Raw genomic sequence first — 21118 nt, 5'->3', positions numbered from 1 at the left:
GATTAGCCTGGGTTTTTAAAGATGCGGTCAAAGAACTGCCGCATCTCATCCCAGGAGGCTTTATCGGCCGCTTCGTTGTAGGCAGCGCCTGCGTTGTTGTCGTAACCCGCAGATTTTAAGGTGAAGGAATGTACCGCGCCGGGATACTGCACCAGCTTGTAATCCACCGCCGCCTCCTTCATCTCACTCTCCCAGGCGGCCAGATTCGCCGCTGGGACAAAGGGGTCCTCCGCACCATGCAGCGCCAGCACCTTGCCTTTGATGTTTTTACCATCCGCAGGTGTGGGTGAATCGAGTCCACCGTGAAAGCTCACCACGCCTTTGACCATCGCACCCGAGCGAGCTAGCTCCATCACCGCCGTGCCACCAAAACAATAGCCGATGGCGGCGATCTGCGCTGGATCCGCCTGTGGCGTGGCGCGGAGCTGCTCCAGCGCGGCGAGGAGTCGCTCCCGGAAGAGCTTGCGGTCCGAGCGGTACTTTCCGGCCTCCTTGCCAGCCTCTGGCGGCTGCGGACGCACCCCTTTGCCATACACATCCGCCACGAAGACGTTGTATCCCATCTCTGCCAGTTGGTGAGCCCGTTCCTTCTCATGAGCACTCACCCCCGTCCATTGGTGGATCACCAACACGGAGGGCAGTTTGCCCGTTTTTGCCGCATCGACGATGTGGAGCCCCTCACAGGTCTCACCGCCGGATGGATACTCCACCACCGTTTCACGGATGTCGGCCCAAGCAGCAGCAAGGTGGGCAAAAAAGGCGGCGAAGAAGAAAAAGCGGCGATTCAGTCTCATATCAGCCCCGATTTTAATACGAGCCCCTTCGCCTGACAAGATGTTCCCCACCCTGATGGGTGGGATTGAGGGCCTGAGGTGTTTTGGAGTGCTTAGTTCTTGGTTCTTCGTTGATCCGCCTCCGCCTTCCGGAGGCCAGAAGACATCAACCACAGAGGGCACGGAGGAGCACAGAGGGAAGATGTTCTTGGTTCGTCCTCGTTGATTCGCTTCGCTCCCCTTAGGGCTGCCTGCGGCAGTCTGTCTCGCTTCGCTCGGCTCTCGAACTCGTCCTCGATTCTTCAGCGTCTTTTTTACCACGGATGAACGGATGGTTTCACCACGGAGGTCACAGAGGAGCACAGAGTTCTGATTCGGATCACTTGGCAGTGGGCTGTCTTCTCTCTGTCCACACCGCCGCCGGTCGGCTATTTGAAACAGCCTGAATAACTGACGAAGTAGCCCATTTTGCCCACTAAACGTCCCGTTTTGCCCTGGGAGCCACCTGACGGTGTCCTGGGAGTCACCTGACGGTGCCCAGGGAGGCGTCTCACTCTGCTCAGGGAGTCAGCTAACGGTGCCCATAAAGTCATCTCACCGTGCCCACGAAACGTCCCGTTTTGCCCACAGATCCGCCCGTTTTGCCCGGAAAACGTCCCGTTTTGTCCACAGATTCGCCCGTTTTGCCCACACCGTGAGCTGACGTTGCCCTCACCGAGACCTGCACCCCAGCCCACCGGCAGCTCTTTTTCCCGAGCCTCCACACCGCCCAGACGCTCTTCTAGAGGCCCTTGCGCCCCCTCCGGCTCAAAGCCTTGCCATCCGTGCCATCCCCTGCTTGGATAGGGAAACTCCCGCATGGCCGCCTTCCCTGAACAGCAAGCCCGCCAAACCATCGACGCCATGCTGGTGCCGGCAAGCTGGGCCGTTCAGGACTCCAAGGCCTTCGATCTCTCCACCTCCCTCGGCATCGCGCATCGGGAGGTGTCGCTGAAGTCGGGCCGCTGTGACTATCTTTTCTTGGTGAACCGCAAGCCCGTTGGGCTCAGCCTCTGCCAACAACTAGGTTCATGGTGTGCCAATACAGCCGAACAAACCCGCATCGTAGCGGAAGTGGAGCGGCGGTTGAGCGTGGTGAAGAAACTGGAACCCGTGGTCACCACCAACTTCCAACGCGCCACCCGCCTGCGGCAGTCGATCTAGCAGAAAGCTTTCGCAGGGGAACTCTAACGCTCAACGCTTCAATCCTTATGCTCTACTTCATTGACGAAAGCGGTCACGATCACAAAAACTCGCCCTATGAAGTCCTCGCCGCTGTGGCGGTGCAGGAGCGGGATTTGTGGAACCTCATTCAAGCCATTCGCAGCGCAGAGATCGAACACTTCGGAGTTCATCTGGCTGAAGTCGGAATCGAGCTGAAAGGGACAAAGCTGCTCAAGCGAAAAACCTTCCGTCTGGCGTCAGAGGGGGAAACGATTCCCGTGGAAGAACGCCGAAATCTCGTGCGGGAACTCGTGCTCGAAGGATGGAAGGCCCAGCAAGAGGGAAGACAGGCGAAGGTGAGCTTTAGAGGGCTGGTAGCTTACGGACAAGCGGTGCTGGCTTTTGTGGAAGCGGTGCTGCGTCTCATGGTGAGATTCCGTGTGAAGGTCTTTGCGGCTGTGGTGACGCCCGAAGCCCCGCGACCAGCTGACAAGGCGGTGCTGCGCCGCGATTATGCCTTTCTCTTTGAGCGTTTCTTCCATCATTTAAGTTCCAGCTCAGAGTCCGAAATGGGACTCATCGTCTTTGATGAACTGGAGAAGACACAAAGCAAAATCCTGCTCGGCCAGATGGGGCGCTACTTCCTGGAAACGCAGACAGGCTATCAGCGCAGCGCCCGGATCGTCCCCGAACCCTTTTTCGTGCATAGCGACCTGACCACCGCTGTCCAGCTCGCTGATCTGGTGGCTTACTGCGTGAGCTGGGCGGTCCGCCTGAACTCGATGGACAAGCCTGCACGCGAAGAATTGAAACCTCTCGCTGATCTCGTGTTTGGCATGCGTTTCGTCGGCAACCGCTTCAGCGACGTGGACAGCAAAGAGTGGCCTGTCTATGGCATGTTTCATTTGGACGACCTGCGTCCACGCTCTGAACGGACCCCATAAAAAACAAAGGCAATGCAGGGCTTACGCCCCACAAAGCCTCCGCCGGTAAATAACCACTCTCCGCTCGATTGCCAAACCCAATTTTCATGACCAACCCCGCTGCCCTCGTCTCCAAGCTCTGGAACTACTTGCAGCATCCTGCGTGATGACGGCCTGTCGTATGGCGACTACGTCGAGCAATTGACCTTCCTGCTCTTCCTGATGATGGCGGACTCTTGCGGTGTGGCACTCATGGAAGGAATATCGAACGCCTAGCGGCCTCAGGACCGGATTACGAATGAAGAACACAGGACACTAAACTGGAACTTTGTGCTCCCCTGTGATCCCTGTGGTGCATAAGAGGTAGGAGATGAAGAGTTGGAGCAGGAGCAACCAAGAACTAGGAATCAGGCTCAAACGGTATGTTCCCACTGATCCGTCATCATCCGTCCTATCCGTGGTTTCAACGTCGGGGAAGGAACGTTCAACATCGAACGCTCAACATTCAACATCCAACGTCCAACGGCCAACGGCCAACGGCCAACGGCCAACGGCCAACGGCCAACGGCCAACGGCCAACGGCCCTGAATAAGGCACCAGATGAAAAGCAAGAGCGAGAGCAAGAAGGCTCAAACCAGGAACCAAGAACAAGGAACATGAAACTCTGTGAACCTCTGTGCCTCTGTGGTAGAGTTCTGCGGCTTCCTGGAGGCGGAGTGGGAGGCGGAGGCGGATTGCTCGGAGGACTGACCTTCTCACCGGGAGGATGAGGAGGGTTCTGAGGATCTTGGAGCATGTGTTTTCGAGCATCCGAAACAGAATGTTTGCCGTTCTGGCTGGGGTGGTCCACATCTGGAAAATGAAGGATCAGGTTCAAACCATTTTCAAAGGCTGGGCGAAGCCGGGCCCGATACCACCGGCGGTGCCGGTGGCGGGCGAGGGGGAATCATGCGCGGCGCTTTGTGGCCATTTTTGGGTTTTGCAGTTGGAGAACGGGCATCGCTTCTCCACGGATGATGCGCTGACGGCGTGGTATGGGACTTCGTGGGCTCCGACGGTGAAAACGGGGCTGGATCTGGGGAGTGGCATCGGGACGGTGGGCATGATCTGTGCGTGGCGTTGTCCGGGTGCTCGATTTGTGACCGTGGAGGCCAAGGCGGAGAGTGTGGCGCTGGCCCGCCGTTCGGCTTTGGCCAATGGGCTGGTGGATCGGTATGAGATCCGGCAGGGGGACTTTCGGGAGCCGGGGGTGATTCGGGAGGATGAGAAATTCGACCTCGTCACTGGGAGTCCGCCGTATTGGCCCGAGACGGATGGCATCGTGAGTGAACATCCCCAGAAACGGGCCTGCCGATTTGAGGTGCGGGGGAGTGTGGTGGATTATTGCAAAACGGCCGCGAAACATTTGGCCACGGGAGGTCTGTTTGCCTGTGTGTTCCCTCATGCGCCGCATCAATTGGAGCGTGTGCAACAAGGGGCGCGTGAGGCGGGATTGGTCATCGTGCGCAAGCGTCCGGTCATTTTCAGAGAGGGCGATGAGCCCTTGATTGCCGTTTTTGCCATGATGCGTGCGGAAGACTTGCCGGAGTGGTTTCGGGGCCAGACATGGGATGAACCACCCTTGATTGTCCGGACCAAGGCCGGGGGCTGTCATCCCGAATACTCGGCGGTGAAACTGGCGATGGGTTTTCAACCGTAGCGGCTACGGGGAAGGAGGTTCGGTGAATCGGAGGCTCCTGGGTGCCGAAGGTGCGCGGGGCTCGAAATTCGATGTTGGATGTTGAGCGTTCTTTGTTCAATGTTGCTCCCCTTATGCCTCTCGCTCTCGAAGACTTATTTAATGACGTGATCTCCAAATCCATGCGCGGACTCGCTCTGTCCGATGCGCAACTGGCGGCGAAGGCCGGGGTGACGGAGGCGCAGATCAGCGCGGTGCGGGGCGGGGAGGTTTGTGAAGAGGTGCTGAGTGCCATCGCGCCGCATTTGGGCCTACATGGGCCAGCTTTGATCCGCATGGCACGCGGGGAGTGGGCTCCGGCAGAGGTTTCGCTGCCTGGACTGGCGCAGTTCACCACCACGCATGGCGATATGTTGGTGAATTACGTGAGCAGGGGCTGAACTTGAGCCTCGTTTTCATCACGCATACCCATCCAGATCACATCGCGGATCTGTCGGGCCTCACGGGCGGTGTGGTGCCTGCTTTTGTGCATGAGAAGGAAAGCTGCCCAGGGGCCAAGACCTTCTCTGTGGCGGAAACGGAGGGCTGGGACACGGGTGGGCTGCGGATCGAGCCACGGAGCACCTGGGGGCACTCGAAGGGGGGCATCAGCTACGTCATTCGTGGTCTGGAGCGGCCGGTGGTGATCGTGGGAGATGCGCTTTTTGCCTCCAGCATGGGTGGGGGCGGTGTTTCCTTCACCGAGGCACTCGCTACCAATCGCAAGGAACTTTTCACCCTACCGGATGATGCCGTCGTCTGCCCTGGTCATGGCCCTTGACCTCCATCGGCGAGGAGAAGGCGCACAATCCCTTCTATCCCGAATTCAAGTGATGTCCCGGTGTGGCGGGCTTTTTTCGCCCTCCGGACTCAATCCGTGAAATCGGCGCAATCTGTGGATAATAGCGGCCTATTTCATCAGTACAGAACTCAGCTTCCTCAATTCAATCATTCCAAATCATATGTCTCAAACAGTCGCTTTCGTCGGAGTCGGTAAAATGGGTGCCAACATGGCGCGTCGTCTCAAAGAGTGTGGTTACAGTGTCACCGCCGTGCTGGATGTGAATGCGCAGGCTGCCGCTGACCTAGCCGCCGAGCTGGGCTGCAAAGCCTGCACAAAGCTGGCAGACGTCACTGCCGCCGCAGATGTCATTTTCACCGTCATCACCAACGATGTCGCGATGCGGGCGATCTATTTCAATGCTGGGGACAATCTGCTGGTGGGTGCTGCGGGCAAAATCTTTGTGAACTGCGCGACGCTCTCTCCGGCTGTGTTTCGTGAGGTTTATGACGCGGCAAAAAAGGCCGGAGGCAGCAGCCTAGAGGCCTGCATGGCTAGCAGCATCAGCCATGCACGGGAAGGGAAGCTCTACCTCATGCTCGGCGGTGATGAAGCTGTCTATGAGCAGGTGAAAGCCATGATCGAGCAGATGAGTGTGAATCGCCGCTTCATCGGTGGTGCTGGCCGTGCAGCCGAGGTGAAGGCGCTGGTGAATATGGTCATGAATATCAATACCGCTGGCCTGGCCGAGGGGCTAGGCCTGGCCGCAGCACTGGGACATGATCTGGGCCTGATCCGTGAGGTGTTTAGCCAAACGGGTGCCAATAGTCGTGTGCTGGAGACGGATGCCGCCGATATGGTGGCACGGGAGCATGACTGCTGGTTCTCTGCTGAGCATGCGGCGAAGGACAGTGGCATCGCGGCTGGGCTGGCGACGGAATCTGGGCTGAATCTACCGCTGAACACGGCTACTCAGGCGCAATATGCCAAAATGGTCACGCTAGGCCTCGGTGGACTCGATAAGAGCGGCATCGCGGAGCTGACTTTCAAAGGCCGCCACGCCTGATAAACGCTGGCACAGCCTCGACAGCGCCGTGGATCGGCGCTTTGGTGCCGCCTCTGCATGAATACGCTCACTTTCGCTCATGAAAAACTGCTCTGGCTGCTGCTCGCAGTGCCACTGCTACTGCTGGCGCGGCTGTGGCTGCGTAGGCGGGAGTCGCGTGCGGTGCAGGCTTTTGTGGCGGCTAGGATGCGCCCGCTGCTGGTGACAGGTCGCTCGGCGGCGCAGTCTTGGCTGCTGTGGTCACTCTACATGGTGGCGCTCGCTTGCATGATCATCGCTGCCGCGAGACCCCAGCTTGGCACTGAAAAGACCGATGTGCCTGATAAAGGGCGGAACATTCTCATCGCTATCGACACCTCACGCTCGATGCTGGCGAAGGATCTCGTGCCAGACCGGCTGACGCGGGCCAAAATGGCGGTGCATGAGCTGGTGGGGGAGCTGCGTGGCGAGCGCATCGGCCTCCTAGCCTACGCTGGCATGGCCTATCTCCAGGCTCCGCTGACCACCGATCATGAGGCGATCCTGGAGTCGCTGGATGATTTTGATCATACCATCATCGAGCGCGGTGGCAGCAATGTGGCCGATCTGCTGGATCTGACCACCCGCGTGGCGGAAACGCTGCCGCAGAGCAACTGCGTGCTCATCGTCTTCAGTGACGGTGGTGAGGTGGATGATGCGCTGACATCTGCGATTCAGAAAATGACCAAAGCCCGCGTGAATGTCATCACGGTGGGTGTAGGCACGGAAAACGGCTCTCTGATCCCCGATCCAAACAACCCGACAGACTATGTGCGCGATGTGAATGGCACCGTGGTGCAGACACGACTGAACAAAGCCGTGCTCCAGCAGATCAGCAGCGCCACGGGTGGCATGTATTTCCGACTGGGTAGTGAACCGATAAACCGCCGTGCCATCGCGCCCATTCTAGCGCGGTTGCGTGAGCAAGAGAGTGCCTCGCGTGTGCAAACAAAGCCGCTAGAGCACTTCGCCTGGCCATTGGGCCTGGGGGTGGGCGTTCTGATCGCGGCATGGGCACTCTCCTCTCGGCCACCACCCCTCCCACGCGGGATGGATAAGCCTCTTCCAGTCGCTGGTTGAGGCACCGGGATTAGGGCGTCTTCTTCTTCCAGAACTGGAACCACTTCTTCTCGGAAGGTGGCTGCGGCACGGCTGTGGCCGGACGTGAGACGGTCCTGGGGGCTGTGGCCTTGGGCTGTGGCTTGCTTTCTTTCTTGGCGACGGAGGGTGGAGGGCGGGGCAGGGGCTTTGGCCCCTCAATGACGACCTGCATGCGCTTGGTGATCATCTTGGAAAGGCGGATGACGTCCCAGTTCGCGGTGCGCATGCAGCCGTGGCTTGCGCTGCGCCCGATCGTCTGCGGCTGATTCGTGCCGTGGATGCCGATGCCGGGCTTGCTCAGACCGATCCACATGACGCCGACGGGATTGTTCGGCCCGATGGGCAGCTCGAAGGCCTCCTTGCTGCGCACGCCGTATTCCAGGACACTCTTGTCCCAGCGAAAGGTGGGCATCTGAGCGATACCGACGATGCTCCATGTGCCGGGTGGCGTGGCGAGATGGCCGTAGCCGGGTGTGATCGGCACGCTGGCGAGCATTTTTTCACCTTCGTAGAGGGCGAGTAACTTCTCACGCGTGTCGATGCGCAGCACCCGTGTCTCAAAGGCCGGCGTCTCTGGCACCGTGGCGATGGAGAGCTCCTCGATCTTAAAGGGATCCACATTCGGCACACGCACCTCGTCGCCGGGTTTCAGCGAGCTCATCTTCTTTGGTTTATTGAGATGCGTGATGAGATCCGGTGACGTGTGGTAACGCTCCGTGAGAAACTCGAGCAACGACTCATACGGCAGATACTTCTGTTTGCTCTGGAGCGCAGGCTTCCCTGGCACCTCACCGATGAACTGCATGTCCTCCTGGCGGATGATGTAGGTCGTAAAAGGCTCTGTGACTGCGGAAAGATCCAGTGTGTGGCCTTCTAGCTCCGTCTCCGGCAGGCCATTGGCCGATTGATAGCGCTTCAGGGCCTTGGTGGTGAATTCGCCGGGGCGGCCATCGACTTTGCCCGGACCAAAGAGCTTGCCATCCAGGAAAATTTGCAGCCGCAAGATCGGCTCGATGGGCTCAGGAGCCTTCGGCAATGGATCAGGCATCGCAAAGGCCACCGTCTCCGCTTTATCTGGCTGCACAAAGGCGGGGGCCAAAGGCACCGATAGAGGCACAGGTGCAGTGGCTTCCGCAGGCACTGTTACGCTACCGGTGGGCGTCACAGCATCTGGTGCAGCATAGCAAGTGAGGGCCAGCAGGGGGAGCAGGGCACGGAGGGATGTCTTCATCTCAATGGGTCGAGGCTTCAAGGCGGCGGATATAGGCGAAACGCGTGATACACGCAACTTTTAGGCCAAAACTCAAAAAGGAAGATTTCCGCAGGCCGCAGCGGGCGCTGGTGAAGTCAAATGCATGCTGGAATCAGGTCGCACGGACGTTCTCCACGGGTCATGAATCGCGTCCTTGCTGCCCTCATCGCCTTCCTCGTCGTATCCACGGCTCTTGGGGCTCCGCCAAACATCGTGCTCATCCTCAGCGATGATCAGGGCTGGCCAGACCTGGGCTGCATCGGGAGCAAACCCATCATCACCCCGAATCTGGATAAACTCGCTGCAGGCGGAGTGCGAGCCACGCAGTTTTACGTCACCTGGCCCGCATGCACACCTTCCCGTGGCAGCGTGCTCACGGGGCGCTACCCACAGCGCAATGGCCTCTATGACATGGTGCGCAACGATATGGTCAACTACGGGCACCGATTTGAGGCAGACGAATACGCCATCTCCCCAGAGATGACACTCGGCCTCGATGTGCGTGAAAAGACCCTCGGCGATCTGCTGCGCAGCGCCAGCTATGCCACGGGCTGTGTCGGCAAGTGGGACATGGGCCAGGCCCAGCGCTACCTGCCGCTTCAGCGCGGCTTCGACTTCTTTTACGGCCACGGCAACAACGGCATCGACTACTACACCCATGAGCGCTACGGCGTGCCCTCCCTCTTTCGCGGCAATGAGCGCACCCAGGAAGATCGCGGCACCTACATCACCGATATCTTCCGCCGTGAGGCACTACGCTTTATCGGCGACCATGCAGGCCATCGCCCCTTTTTCCTCTACCTCGCATTCAATGCCCCGCATGGTGCCTCCAGCTTCGGCCCTGGCACAGTGACAGGGGAAAAGAAAAAGGGCGAAGGTGTCCAAGCTCCGGAAAAATACATCGCCATGTATCGTGGCAAAGTCGAGGATGAGCGCCTCGCCCGCTACTACGCCGCCGTGACCTGCATGGACGATGCCATCGGCGCATTGGTCGAATCGCTCGAAAAAAGCGGCCAGCGTGACAACACCCTCATCCTCTTCATGTCGGACAATGGTGGCAGTGGCAATGGCGGCAACGCCCCACTCAAAGGCAGCAAAGGCACGATGTGGGAGGGCGGGCTACGCGTTCCCTTCATAGCCAACTGGCCGGGCAAATTGCCCTCAGGACGCATCACCGATGAATTCCTCACTGCCTTGGAGATCGTCCCCACACTCCTCGACATCTCAGGAGCCCCAGCCCCCGCAGGCCTGAAACTCGACGGCCACAACATGCTGCCCGTCCTGCGTGGTGAAGCCAAAAGCCCACGCCAGACCATGTTTTGGCAGCGCCGCAGCGACAAAGCCGTGCGGCATCAAAACTGGAAATGGATCGAATCCTCCAAAGGTGGCGGATTGTACGATCTGAGAGAAGATCCCGCTGAAAAACACGACCGCAGTGCCCAGCACCCCGAAATCGTCCAACAACTGCGTGAGAGCTTTCGCACCTGGAAAGCGGAGATGGACGCCAGTGAGCCCCGTGGCCCATTCCGTGACTATTGAGGCATCCGACGGGTAAAGTCGGAGGCTTCCTCTCTCATTTGCCATTGCGGCATTTATTCCGATCATCTGGACTCATTACTCGCATGCCAGAACTGCCTGCCACCACTCTCCGCGCTGATAAATGGCTCCACCATGTCCGCGTTTTTAAAACACGCTCTCTCGCCACTCAAGCCTGTGCCAGGGGCCAAGTCACCCTCGGCGGCCAGTCGATCAAAGCCTCACGGGATCTGCATCCCGGTGATGTGCTGGAAGTCCAGCGCGGTGATTTACGCCTCCGGCTACGCATGATCGCGGCACCCGCGAGCCGAGTCGGTGCTCCGCTTGTTCCTCGTTTCTGCGAAAACATCACCCCCGAAGAGTGGCTGCAAAAAGCCGCCGAAATCCGCCGCGAGAAACGACTCATCAACCCGCCCGAGCACGCCCAAATCGCCAAACCGAACAAAAAACAACTCCGTGTGCTACGTGAATTCTGGGAGGCCGAAAATAGCCTATAACTGGCCTGCAAACGAGCCATCTCGCTGGCTGGCACTCAAATCGGTCCTCTAGCTCATCCCTAGCCAGCTCCCGAGTGCATTCGCTACCCGCTCGCCATGTGTGAAGGCTTCTTCAAAGAGAGACATGCCACTCATGTCACTGTGAGCATAAAAAACGGGCGGCGTCTGGCGGAGCATCTCTGCCCGCAGCGGCCCGCTGATGAATCCGGGCACTGGGCGGATCATGCCGTGCCCCCAGAGCCAGATGTCGATGCTCTGCACCTGCTCTGCGAGGTGTGGATGCGGGGCCGCTAGCGTATGTAGCACGCGCTCACACCATTGCGCATGTGTTTGCGTCAGCATCCACTCGCGACTCTTTGATGGGGCGGTGCCACAGAGTGCCTCATAGTGCGTGATCACGGTTTCACGCGGCACGGAGGTGAGGTTTTGATGCGTGGCATTCACATAGCCCAATGAGGCACCACGGAAGACCACATTGTCCCACGCGGGCTGCACACCAGGAGACGGTGGTAGTTCATCGAGCGTGAGATTGGCCACCACCCAGGGCGAGTACCAGATCAGCGGAGGCCGCCCGTGGATCGAGCAGTCGGCGTGCGACAAAACGTGGGACGCAGAGCATCACTGCGCGTGCGTCGATGCGAATAGCACGGCCTGTCTGAGTCTCTAGCGCTAGCACCGAGGCTCCCTGCCCATTCACCTCGACAGCGTAGGCTAGCGCATCTGTTCGGGTGGCGGGTAGGTCTTGGGTGATCAGCTTCACCAGGTGCCCATTCCCCTCTGGCCATGTCAGCATGGTCTCGGGCTCGGCATTGGCGGCTTCACCAGTGCGGCTAGCGAAGTAATGCAGGCCCGCCCATGCAGACACCTCATCAGAACTCCCGCCAAAGTCATCTCGGCAGGCATAATCCACACTCCAGCGCAGCGCCTCACTGCTGAATCCGTGTGCATCCATCCACGCAGACATGTTCTGTGTGTCGAGCGCTAGAATTTCTGCATCTTGGCTGGAGGCATCGACAGGCAAGGCAAAGGCTGGCTTCCCATCGCGACCGCGCTTCTCCCGCCAGTGAGCGATCTCTGCCGTGAATGCGGCAAATTGCGCCTTTTCTTTCTCTGGCAGACCATCAGCAGGATTGAGGCCTTCGATCCATTCGCCATGGATGAAGAGCCGCTCCTGCAAATCATGACAGAGTGCCATTTCATCATAGATCGGCCTCCCTGCGGCATCATGGCCTGTGATGATGCCGCATTCCTCAAAGAAGCGCCGGACCTCCACGCAGTCGCGACCCGGCAGGGGCACATAATGCGCCGCCCAAGGGTAAGCGCTGACGGCATTCTTGCCAGAAATGGAGGCACCGCCGCACTGAGACTCGAGTTCGAGCACGGTGATCTTTTCGATGCCCATTTTTGCCAAGCGCCGAGCCGCAGTGAGTCCCGCGATACCTCCACCCACGATCACCACATCTGCCTTTTCATGGTGATCGACCTTCGGCATCGCTGCGCCACGCAGCAAATGCCCACGAGCATGTGAGCCGCCCACGATGCTACCCGCGATGCCGCTCTGGCGTCCGCAGGAGCCCAGCAGCCACGCTGGCGCGGATCGCAAAAGGCAGCGGCGTTTCATAGCGGTGGTAGCGGGAAAAAGGGACTCTAGGCACTCAATCACGCCCCAGTGGACGTGCTCCTGTGGCAGGCGTTTTCGTGAGTGAATCCCCCAGATCGGCTCGCATGGCCTCAGCATGCTTTTCGAGCTGCGAGACGATTTCTGGATGCTGAGCAGAAAGGTCGGTTTTTTCTCCTGGATCGGCCTGGAGGTCGTAGAGCGCCTTTTTTTGCTCCAGGACGATGTAGCCATGTCGTGTGGCGATGCCGGCCACACCACTCTGCGTGATGGATTGCGGCTTCAGGCGGCCAAATCGCCCCGGTTTGCCATCGCGGCCCGTTTCATCGCCTGGTGAGATGTAGCTATGTGCAAAGTGCAGCTTCCAGCGCCCACTGCGCACGGCCTGCAGCTCATCGCCGCTGTAAAAGAACAATGCCTCATGCGGACTCGTGGCCCCAGCACGATCCTCCAGCAGCGGCAGGATGTTTTTGCCATCGAGTGGATTCTTTGACAGCGTGCCACCGCAGAGAGCTGCCAGCGTCGGCAGTAGATCCATCTCCATCACGGCCTCTGCACAGGTTTTTCCCGCTGGGATGTGCCCAGGCCAGCGCATCAGGCATGGAACACGCACACCGCCCTCGTAGCTCGTGAGCTTCCCCTCACGCAGCGGCGCTGCGGAACCCGCGTGATTGCCGTAACTGAGGAATGGCCCATTATCCGAGAAGAAAATCACCAGCGTATCCTTCTCCAGGCCATGCTCCCTGAGTGTGGTGAGCACACGGCCCACAGAGGCATCGAGCTCCTCCACTACATCGCCATACAGTCCAGCAGCAGATTTGCCACGCCATTCCGCTGAAGCAAAAATGGGCACATGCGGCATCACATGGGGCAGATAGAGGAAGAAGGGCCGCTCCTTGTTCCTCGTGATGAAGCTCACCGCACGCTCGGTGAAGCGCCGAGTGAACTGCGACTGATCAGGATCGGTCTCCACCACTGCCTTTCCATCATAGAGCGGCAGTGGCGGCATCTCTGCGGCTAGGGATGGATGGTACTTGCTGTTGTCATTCGAGTAAGGGATGCCCAGGAACTCATCAAAGCCATTCACCATCGGATGAAATGCTGGGCGCGTGCCCAGATGCCATTTCCCGAACGCCGCCGTGGCATAGCCAGCCGCATGCAGCATCTCCGGCAGCAAAAGCTCATCTGCATGGATGCCCTCACGGCTCGTATGATTCAGCGCACCCTGCATCCCCACGCGGTTCGCATAGCAGCCCGTCATCAGAGATGCCCGCGAGGCACTGCACACCGCCTGCGACACATAAAAGCCAGTGAACCGCATCCCCTCCGCCGCCAGGCCATCGAGATGCGGCGTGCGAATCTTTTCCGCCCCATAACACCCCAGATCCGCATACCCCAGATCATCCGCCAAAATGAGCACCACATTCGGCACGCGAGCCTGGAGCACGCCTGCTAGCAGAAAGACAAGATAGACGAGTGAATGAAAAAGTGAGTTTTGCATGAGCCTAGGAGTGAACGGGTCCAATACTTGAAACATTCTGTCGCCACAGCAGGCCCAATGGGTTCGCGAGAGGTCTTATCGTCGTAACTCGGCCAAGGCGGCCTCCATATCGGCTTCTGTCACCTCGGTACTGACGAATGCGTCTCCTGGCTGGCGTAGAAGCACGAAGCGGGCGCGGCCTTTCTCGAATTTCTTGTCCATTCGGGCGATGCGCATGAGTTCTGCGGTCTCAAAGTCTGCCCCCAGCACCACGGGTAGCTCAAACTTCTGTAGCAGAGCCACCATGCGATCATGGGCCTCCGCTTGGAGCCCGCTCAGACGCATGGAGAGCCAGGACGCGGCTCGCAGACCCAGTGAGATGGCTTCTCCGTGCAGCAGCCTTCCATAACCGGCGGCGGCCTCAATGGCATGGCCGAGGGTATGACCATAGTTCAGCAGCGCACGTAGTCCGCTGGTTTCAAATTCATCTGCCTCGACGATCCGTGCTTTGATGGCCACATTGCGGCGGATCAGCTCCGCCAGATCGCCCCGGCCATCGGCCACATCGTCGATCACGTCATACATCGCCGCATCTCGGATCGCTGCATGTTTGATGATTTCAGCGAAGCCCTCATTCCACTCACGCTTATGCAGAGAGGCCAATGTATCCGTGTCTGCGAGCACGAGCAGCGGCTGGTGGAAGCTACCGACCATGTTTTTGGCGTCTGGTAGATTCACCCCTGTTTTTCCGCCCACACTACTATCCACCTGGGAGAGCACCGTCGTGGGCACCTGCACATAGGGAATGCCACGCTGGTAAATCGCTGCACAGAATCCACCGAGATCGCCGATGACACCCCCGCCCAGCGCCACCACAAAGCTCTTCCGGTCCAGCCCTGCTCGCGCCATCTCGCCCAGGACATCCTGCGCGGTGATGAGCGATTTGGATGCCTCACCCGCAGGGACGGTGATGAGCTGGGGCTGCTTTCCAGCCGCACGCAGACTCTCCAGCATGGTATCGGCATAAAGTGGCCCCACATTCGAGTCGGTGATCACAGCGCACTTCGTGCGCTCGGCCAGCTTTTCATGGTTCAGCAGCTCCGGCGACTTCAGCAAGCCACCACCGACATGCACCGCGTAGCTACGCGGCCCGAGATTCACAAAAACAGAGTTCAAAATACGAGAAGATTTGGTGGGTGAAGAGTGAGGCAGGCCCGATCCAGCCCAATGCGCCAGTGTCAGGTTACGGTGACTTTGGTTGTTCCAGGCTCGATGTTCAATGCTCAATCTGCCTCAATGATGCGGCGAATGGGGGCTTTTTTCTGCGTGTGCTTTGGCATGGGCAGGGGGAAGCTTTCGTCGAATACGTAGACACGGAAATTGGGTTTGATTGCTTTGGATAACTTACTTAAAGGAGGCAAGGGAATTTAAGCTGAGGGCGCTTCTGATGCACGCGAAGGTATTGCTCGCGGCATGTTGCCTGACGATGAGGTTGTTGCCATGGCGCAGGCACTAGACCCACAAGGCGTGGCGAGTTGTAGGTGCCGCAGCTGGCGTTGAAGGTGGTGAAGATATCGTTAGCGAGCAGCGAGACTTGGCGGAGGAGTGGGCGTTGATGCTTGCGCAGGTGGGTAAGGTATCCGCTGCGGCTGACACCGAGGGTGTGCCAGGCTCTGGCGAGGTTCATGCGCGGCTGCTCGTGGTGGTGGTGTTGGATGAGGGTGTAGCGATGGCTTCTTGCGGGGCTAATATGGCCAAGGCTTTTTATAGAATGTCATTCTGGGCGCGGATTGAGTCGGGTTCACGGCGCAGGGAGGCGATCTCCATTGCTATAGCGTTCTTTCCAATCGCGTGGGTTACAAGGGGAGATACCCAGTTCGCGGGCGAACTGAGCGGCCTTGCGGCCGCTTTTAAGAAATGCGACAGCGTCGCATTTGAAATGCTCGTCATAAGTGCGTTTTCCATGAGCGCTTGCTTGGCCTGCGCGGTGGTGGTGCCAGCGTCGGCTCAAAAAGGCTCACACGGAGGAGGAGCGGACATTTTGGAAGATCTGCGCCACTGATACCGCATTGCTCGGCCGCCACATGATCGTGGTGGCACGAAAACCAGCTGCCTAATCGGAGATCAGGCCTTTGCGCGGATGTTTTTCCAATTTAGCCACGCACGTCGGTAGGTGAAGGCCATCGCTAATACCCCATAAAAAGCGGTATTGTACGGTGTGGATCCTGCACCGGCAGGAGGTGCTGAATACCCGCTGGGGCAGCAGCCAGTGTCGATCCGAAAGACTTTGATGGTGCCACATGTGTGGCGACAAAAGCCAGCGTGCAGCAGACTAGCCAGTAAGTTATGGAGCGAAGATTCATGAATTTATCTTTTCCGAATTATTTGAGCTTTTTGCCTTATTTTCAGTTATTTGGCAATATTCAAGAATGAGAAAGCAGGGCCGGTGAGCACGGTTCTCTCTTTGGCAATCTGGCCACGATTTTGTTCACCCAAGGTGAAAAAAAGTTTACTCCCGCCTTTCCGCCCAGCGGTAGGCAGCTTGAGAGTTCTTCCAAAAGTATTTTTCGCAGGCTTCACTCCCTTTGCTGCCGAAGTATTCACGTACGATTCCGAAAACGACATCATAGCTCCCTCCCTTGTCACTCACGGGCCAATTGCTCCCGTAAATGAGCCGATCAGGACCGAAGCTCTCCCACAGGTGGTCCAATACTGGCAGGTAATAGCTCGCCTCACGCGGCGCTTGACCTTCTGGGCACTTCACTTGCTCGACGAGTGCAGATACCTTCATGAAAACATTTGGTAACTTGGCGACGCTGAGGATTGCGGGCTTCCACTCGGGCCGCAATGAGGCAGGATCACCAGGAGCACCGAGATGGTCTATGACGATGCGCAGAGCGGGGACTTCCTTCGCTAGTTTTGCGAGTGCTGGCAAGGAGGTCGCTGGGCCATTCACATCGAGTTGGAGTCCATGATCTGCCAACAAATGAGCACTGGCTTGTATGGCTTGCGCTTTGGAGGGATCACTCAATGCCACGCCACTCCAGCGCACTCCGCGAAAGATGGGATTGGCTGCAAACCGCTTCAAATGCCTGGAGAAGTCTGTATCTGGCTCAAGATGCCCACAGAAGCCTACGATGGCTTTTTCCTGAGCGGCGAGGTCGAGAATCCATTGGTTATCCTCCACCCACGCACTGGCTTCCACGATCACCGTCTCGTGACAGCCATGCGGTGCTGCAAGTGCCAGCCAATCGGCAGGCATCACTTTACGATGCAGTTTACTCCCTTTGCCAGGCCACGGCACCCCCTGGGGGCGTGTAGGGTCATAGAAATGAGTATGCGTATCTATGATTCGGCTCGCGATGGGTGCAGCAGCAGATGCGGAGGAGAGGGCAGACGCACTCATGGCTGCAGCAGTGGATCGTAGAAAGTGACGACGGTGCATGGCAATGTTGGGTTAAAGGACCAAAGCTTCAAATGTCTGGCTCAATATAGAAGAGTTTACTGCATCAGAATTGGGCGGCTTAATCTAGGCGGTGTCTTCGCAAATGGAACGCATTTTCTGCAAGGTTGGTGCAGGGCTGAAGTTGAAAGGCTGCCATGTTCAACCTGGATAATGCAATAGAGTAGCTGGAGTGAAGCGAAGGGGTGTTACTACGAGGGATTGACGCGTGTGGCAGAATCACCGTGATGGTGAATCTACCGATTGAATACTCCGACAAGCCTGTGACGCCCTTTGGCGGCATGGCGTTGATGAAGCGTTTTGTGGATCAGACTGGTATCCGCGAACATCTGGCCACCTTGGATCTGCCTCAAGGCGGGTCGAATCGAGCGTATGATTCGGTGCAGATCATCGAAAGCTTTTGGCTTGGCATCTGGACGGGGGCTAGCCGCTACATCCACTGCGATTGGTTGCGCCAGGATCAAACGCTTGCAGCCATTTTTGGCTATGAGAGCCTGCCAAGCCAAAGCACCTACAGCCGGTTCTTCGGCAAGTTCTCTCATGCGCGCAACACGGTGGTGTTCCCAGCATTACAGAAGTGGTTCTTTGCGCAAATCAACGTGGGAGCAGTGACGGTGGACTTCGACAGCACGGTCATCACGCGCGATGGCAGCCAGGAAGGCGCTGCCAAGGGCTACAACCCCAACCGCAAAGGGCGCAACTCGCACCATCCGCTCATGGCCTTCATCAGCCAGACACGCATGGTAGCCAACGCATGGCTGCGCCCGGGCAACACGGCAGCGTGCTCCAATTGCGTCGAGTTCATGCGCGAGACTTTCGATGAGGCGCTCGCGGGAGTGAAGGTGGGCCTCGTGCGTGGCGACAGCGGTTTTTATACCGACGAAATCCTGAGCGCGTTGGAAGAGCGCAGCCTCAACTACATCATCGCCGCGCGGGCCTACTCCAACATCAAGAACGAGGTCCACGGCATGAAGGACTGGGTGGAAATCTGCCCCGGCATCGCAGTCAAAGAGTGGCGGCATCAGCCAGCCGATCCGAAGGCCAAGGCGCGTCGGCACATTGTGGTGCGTAAGCAGATCAGTCGCCGTCCACAGGCCGGAGGCAAGCTGCTCTTCGACGACCTGCCCGACTACCGCTTTAGCCTGTATGTGACCAATCTCGACCTGCCGCTCGATCAGGTCTGGAACATCTACAACAGCCGGGCCGACTGCGAGAACAGGATCAAGGAACTGAAGCAAGACTTCGGGCTCGACGCGTTTTGCCTTCAGGAGTTGACTCGGTCGCCGCCTCACGGCTCCCTCGCCCTGCGGGCTGCACTGCGTGCAGTCTGTCTCGCTGCCCGCCGGGCAGGCTCGGCTTTGGGCCACGGAGGCCTCGTTCCGCTTCATCATGGTAGCCTATAATCTGATGAGTCTGTTCCGGCGTTTTGGACTCAATAGTCACAATCAAGCCACCTTGGCGACGCTGCGATCCTATTACTTTGCAATAGGCGGTTGGGTCAGACAACACGCTCGAAAGCGAGTGCTCAAGCTCTCACTGCCTGGCAAAAAACGTCCCTGGATGGACGCTATCTTCCGCCAAATCGAGGCTCGCCCACCGCCGTTCGCTTACTCAATTGCATAATCCGGGTTCAACAAACTGACCCGGAGTCTGCAAACCGCCCTGCGTGACAGGGCTTCTTCATTCATTCTGTAGTGCAACAACGCTGGGCAGGGCGAAGAGGGCGCAGGCCTAAAATCGTGGCTCTGCATCTGGAGGCTTTCTTCCACATCCTACGCACTGGTGATCCATGGAGAGACCTGCCTGTGCGCTATGGGCTCTGGACAACGGTCTATTCGCAGTTCAGGCGCTGGTGCCTCTGCGGGGTGTGGGACGCGCTGGTGGCGTGGTTGGGCAAGAAGGCCAAGGGCTTGCTGCGACATGTCGATGGTAGCTACATCAAAGTCCATCAGCACGGTCTGCAAGGACCTAAGCTGCGGCGTGAGCAGCAGGCCATCGGGCTGTCGCGTGGAGGGATGACCACCAAGCTGCTGGCTGCCGTTGATGAAGACGGCCTGCTCTGCGACTTCGTGCTGTGCGCGGGCAATTTCCACGACCTCACCGCCGTCCGCCTGATGCTTGAGTCCTTTCGCGGCACGCATGTGGTGGGCGACAAAGGCTTCGACAGCCTAGCGTTTCGTCAGGCACTCATGGAGCACGGGGCCGCTGGCAGCACGATCCCGCGCAAAGGCTACCAGACCCTCGACGAGCAGCCACAGCCATTTGACCGCCAGAACTACGCCACGCGCCATCTCGTCGAAAACTTTTTCCAGCACATGAAGGCTCACAAGAGGCTTGCCATGCGTTCGGAGAAAACAGCCTCTTCCTTCGCTGGCTTCATCACTTTCGCCGCACTCCTGGACAGAACTCTCCTGGCTTGATTTGCGAATACACCGCCTAGTGAGAACGATAAAAAAATCGGGTAGCAGTTTCCTGCCGCCCGATGATCGGAGTGATTGGTGTTAACGATGATTACTTGATGTGCTTATTCACCAGCTTGGTTATCTCAAACATCGTCACTGTAGCTTTGCCATTAAACACTGGCCGTCGCCAGAATGCACATCAAATTCATCAAGGCATCTAGGGGGGAAGCCAGCCCATCTGGTGACAAGTTGGCCGTGATGCGGTATGGTATCGCATTGGGTTCACGCAAGAGGTGTAGGCGGTACATGCTTCAAGCTTCTGGAGGCAGAGAGACTGAAGATGAAGAGCTAGAGCTTTTTAAATAATTCTATAACCGAAAGAGTTAAAATAACCAGCGGCATCTTTGGCTGTGATTCTTGAGAAGGCGAGGCTGATGGCCTGGTCGAGCTCCTCAGGAGTGCGGGCCTCGGTGCTGCGCAGAGAGGCTTTGATCTTGCTCCACATCTTCTCAATCGGATTGAGGTCCGGCGAGTAGGCTGGCAGGAACCTTACTTCAGCTCCCACCGCTTCAATCAATGCCGCCACTTGCGGGCTTTTGTGCACGGCGAGGTTATCCATGACCACGATATCGCCCCTGCGCAGCGTCGGGCAGAGCACCTCGGCGAGGTAGGTCACGAAGGCTGCCGTGTCGGCGGCTCCCGGCAGATGCATGCAGGCCGTGGTGCCATCCAGCCGGATGGAGGAGATCATCGTCGTGCTCTGCCAGCGGCCGCAGGGCGCTGCGGCATGCAACCTCTTGCCTCGCGGTGCACGCCCTCTCAATCGGGTCATGTTGGTTTTGGCTCCGCTCTCGTCGAGGAACACCAGACGCCAGGGCTCTAGCCCGCCTTGCTTGCGCTTCCACTGCCGCCGCGCTTTGGCGACGTCTTCGCGGTCTTGTTCAGCGGCGCGGAGCGTCTTTTTTTATATGTCAGCCCCATATCCACGAGCACATAGTGGATGGCGGGCAGCGTGCACTCCAGCCCCAGGGCATCGCGCAACTCGGCCAGGGTCATGTCAGGTTTACGCTGGAGTTGCTTGCGGATGGCGATGCGGTGTTCGGCCACGATCTTCTTTTTGCGTCCGGCAAGGTGATGTCGAGGCTTGATGCAGCCGGTCTTGCGACGCTGCTGGAGCAGCTTTTTGACCATGCCATAGGAGACCCCATAGCGCCGGGCAATCTGTTCCTGCGTGCCTTCACCGCGGTCGCAGGTGCTGATAATGCGTTGACGAAGATCTAGACCCAAT

Annotated in this window: 19 protein-coding genes and 2 pseudogenes; 10 read left to right on the top strand and 11 right to left on the bottom strand. The window is 58.3% G+C overall.

From position 1 onward, the window contains the following. Nucleotides 1-2 precede the first annotated feature (2 nt). A complete protein-coding gene (locus IPK32_11555) occupies nt 3-794 on the bottom strand; it encodes a dienelactone hydrolase family protein (protein ID MBK8092585.1) in 792 nt (263 codons plus the stop codon). An 837-nt stretch (nt 795-1631) separates the two neighbouring features. Here IPK32_11555 and IPK32_11550 point away from each other — a divergent pair. The 6 genes and pseudogenes from IPK32_11550 (at nt 1632) to IPK32_11525 (ending at nt 7561) form a co-directional block, all read left to right on the top strand. Continuing rightward, nucleotides 1632-1976 carry a hypothetical protein gene (locus IPK32_11550; protein ID MBK8092584.1) on the top strand — a complete coding sequence of 115 codons (345 nt, stop codon included), beginning with the start codon at nt 1632-1634 and terminating at the stop codon, nt 1974-1976. A 41-nt stretch (nt 1977-2017) separates the two neighbouring features. Beyond that, entirely contained in the window at nt 2018-2920 is a 903-nt protein-coding gene (locus IPK32_11545; protein MBK8092583.1) for a DUF3800 domain-containing protein, read from the top strand. A 799-nt stretch (nt 2921-3719) separates the two neighbouring features. Then, nucleotides 3720-4598: a methyltransferase gene (locus IPK32_11540; GenBank protein MBK8092582.1), complete on the top strand. Its 879-nt coding sequence runs from the start codon at nt 3720-3722 to the stop codon at nt 4596-4598. Between the two features lie 113 nt (nt 4599-4711). After that, nucleotides 4712-5450 (top strand): annotated as a pseudogene (locus tag IPK32_11535) (MBL fold metallo-hydrolase). Between the two features lie 128 nt (nt 5451-5578). After that, complete coding sequence (locus tag IPK32_11530) at nt 5579-6463, top strand: NAD(P)-dependent oxidoreductase (protein ID MBK8092581.1); 885 nt, start codon at nt 5579-5581, stop codon at nt 6461-6463. A gap of 57 nt (nt 6464-6520) precedes the next feature. Next, complete coding sequence (locus IPK32_11525) at nt 6521-7561, top strand: VWA domain-containing protein (protein MBK8092580.1); 1041 nt, start codon at nt 6521-6523, stop codon at nt 7559-7561. A gap of 10 nt (nt 7562-7571) precedes the next feature. On the opposite strand, the gene IPK32_11520 is transcribed toward IPK32_11525, so the two are convergent. Further along, on the bottom strand, nt 7572-8630 hold the full coding sequence (locus tag IPK32_11520) for a murein L,D-transpeptidase (GenBank protein MBK8092579.1): 1059 nt from the start codon (nt 8628-8630) through the stop codon (nt 7572-7574). A 345-nt stretch (nt 8631-8975) separates the two neighbouring features. Here IPK32_11520 and IPK32_11515 point away from each other — a divergent pair, with 345 nt between their 5' ends. Both IPK32_11515 and IPK32_11510 read left to right on the top strand, forming a co-directional pair. Next, complete coding sequence (locus IPK32_11515; protein MBK8092578.1) at nt 8976-10373, top strand: sulfatase-like hydrolase/transferase; 1398 nt, start codon at nt 8976-8978, stop codon at nt 10371-10373. An 83-nt stretch (nt 10374-10456) separates the two neighbouring features. Beyond that, nucleotides 10457-10867 (top strand): RNA-binding S4 domain-containing protein, encoded by a 411-nt coding sequence (locus IPK32_11510; GenBank protein ID MBK8092577.1) that lies wholly within the window; start codon nt 10457-10459, stop codon nt 10865-10867. Between the two features lie 48 nt (nt 10868-10915). Here the strand turns inward: IPK32_11510 and IPK32_11505 are convergent, their stop codons facing one another. The 6 genes from IPK32_11505 to IPK32_11480 form a co-directional block, all read right to left on the bottom strand. Beyond that, entirely contained in the window at nt 10916-11404 is a 489-nt protein-coding gene (locus tag IPK32_11505; GenBank protein MBK8092576.1) for a hypothetical protein, read from the bottom strand. Then, nucleotides 11382-12488, bottom strand: a complete 1107-nt coding sequence (locus IPK32_11500) for an NAD(P)/FAD-dependent oxidoreductase (protein ID MBK8092575.1) — start codon at nt 12486-12488, stop codon at nt 11382-11384. The genes IPK32_11505 and IPK32_11500 overlap by 23 nt, the downstream gene beginning before the upstream one ends. A 34-nt stretch (nt 12489-12522) precedes the next feature. Further along, nucleotides 12523-14022, bottom strand: a complete 1500-nt coding sequence (locus IPK32_11495; protein MBK8092574.1) for a sulfatase-like hydrolase/transferase — start codon at nt 14020-14022, stop codon at nt 12523-12525. Between the two features lie 39 nt (nt 14023-14061). Continuing rightward, entirely contained in the window at nt 14062-15141 is a 1080-nt protein-coding gene (gene aroB, locus IPK32_11490; GenBank protein MBK8092573.1) for a 3-dehydroquinate synthase, read from the bottom strand. 625 nt (nt 15142-15766) lie between these two features. Then, nucleotides 15767-15976: a transposase gene (locus IPK32_11485; protein ID MBK8092572.1), complete on the bottom strand. Its 210-nt coding sequence runs from the start codon at nt 15974-15976 to the stop codon at nt 15767-15769. A gap of 498 nt (nt 15977-16474) precedes the next feature. After that, nucleotides 16475-17371: an amidohydrolase family protein gene (locus IPK32_11480; protein ID MBK8092571.1), complete on the bottom strand. Its 897-nt coding sequence runs from the start codon at nt 17369-17371 to the stop codon at nt 16475-16477. Nucleotides 17372-17691: 320 nt separating this feature from the next. Here IPK32_11480 and IPK32_11475 point away from each other — a divergent pair, with 320 nt between their 5' ends. Together IPK32_11475 and IPK32_11470 are read left to right on the top strand one after the other, a co-directional pair. Beyond that, nucleotides 17692-18831, top strand: coding sequence for an IS1380 family transposase (locus IPK32_11475; protein ID MBK8092570.1), 1140 nt, complete (start codon nt 17692-17694; stop codon nt 18829-18831). A gap of 336 nt (nt 18832-19167) precedes the next feature. Continuing rightward, nucleotides 19168-19848 carry an IS5 family transposase gene (locus IPK32_11470; protein MBK8092569.1) on the top strand — a complete coding sequence of 227 codons (681 nt, stop codon included), beginning with the start codon at nt 19168-19170 and terminating at the stop codon, nt 19846-19848. Nucleotides 19849-19939: 91 nt separating this feature from the next. Here IPK32_11470 and IPK32_11465 read toward each other — a convergent pair whose 3' ends face one another. The 3 genes and pseudogenes from IPK32_11465 to IPK32_11455 form a co-directional block, all read right to left on the bottom strand. Beyond that, entirely contained in the window at nt 19940-20008 is a 69-nt protein-coding gene (locus IPK32_11465) for a hypothetical protein (GenBank protein MBK8092568.1), read from the bottom strand. Between the two features lie 180 nt (nt 20009-20188). Beyond that, a pseudogene (locus tag IPK32_11460) lies at nt 20189-20782 on the bottom strand (IS630 family transposase). After that, nucleotides 20710-21117 carry a transposase gene (locus IPK32_11455; protein ID MBK8092567.1) on the bottom strand — a complete coding sequence of 136 codons (408 nt, stop codon included), beginning with the start codon at nt 21115-21117 and terminating at the stop codon, nt 20710-20712. Before IPK32_11455 ends, IPK32_11460 begins: the two are co-directional and overlap by 73 nt. Nucleotide 21118: the final 1 nt, after the last annotated feature.

The organism is Verrucomicrobiaceae bacterium (assembly GCA_016713035.1).
Taxonomy (GTDB): Bacteria; Verrucomicrobiota; Verrucomicrobiia; order Verrucomicrobiales; family Verrucomicrobiaceae; genus Prosthecobacter.
Note: the sequence above shows the minus strand (reverse complement) of the source record. Positions and strands in the feature narration are given on the sequence as shown.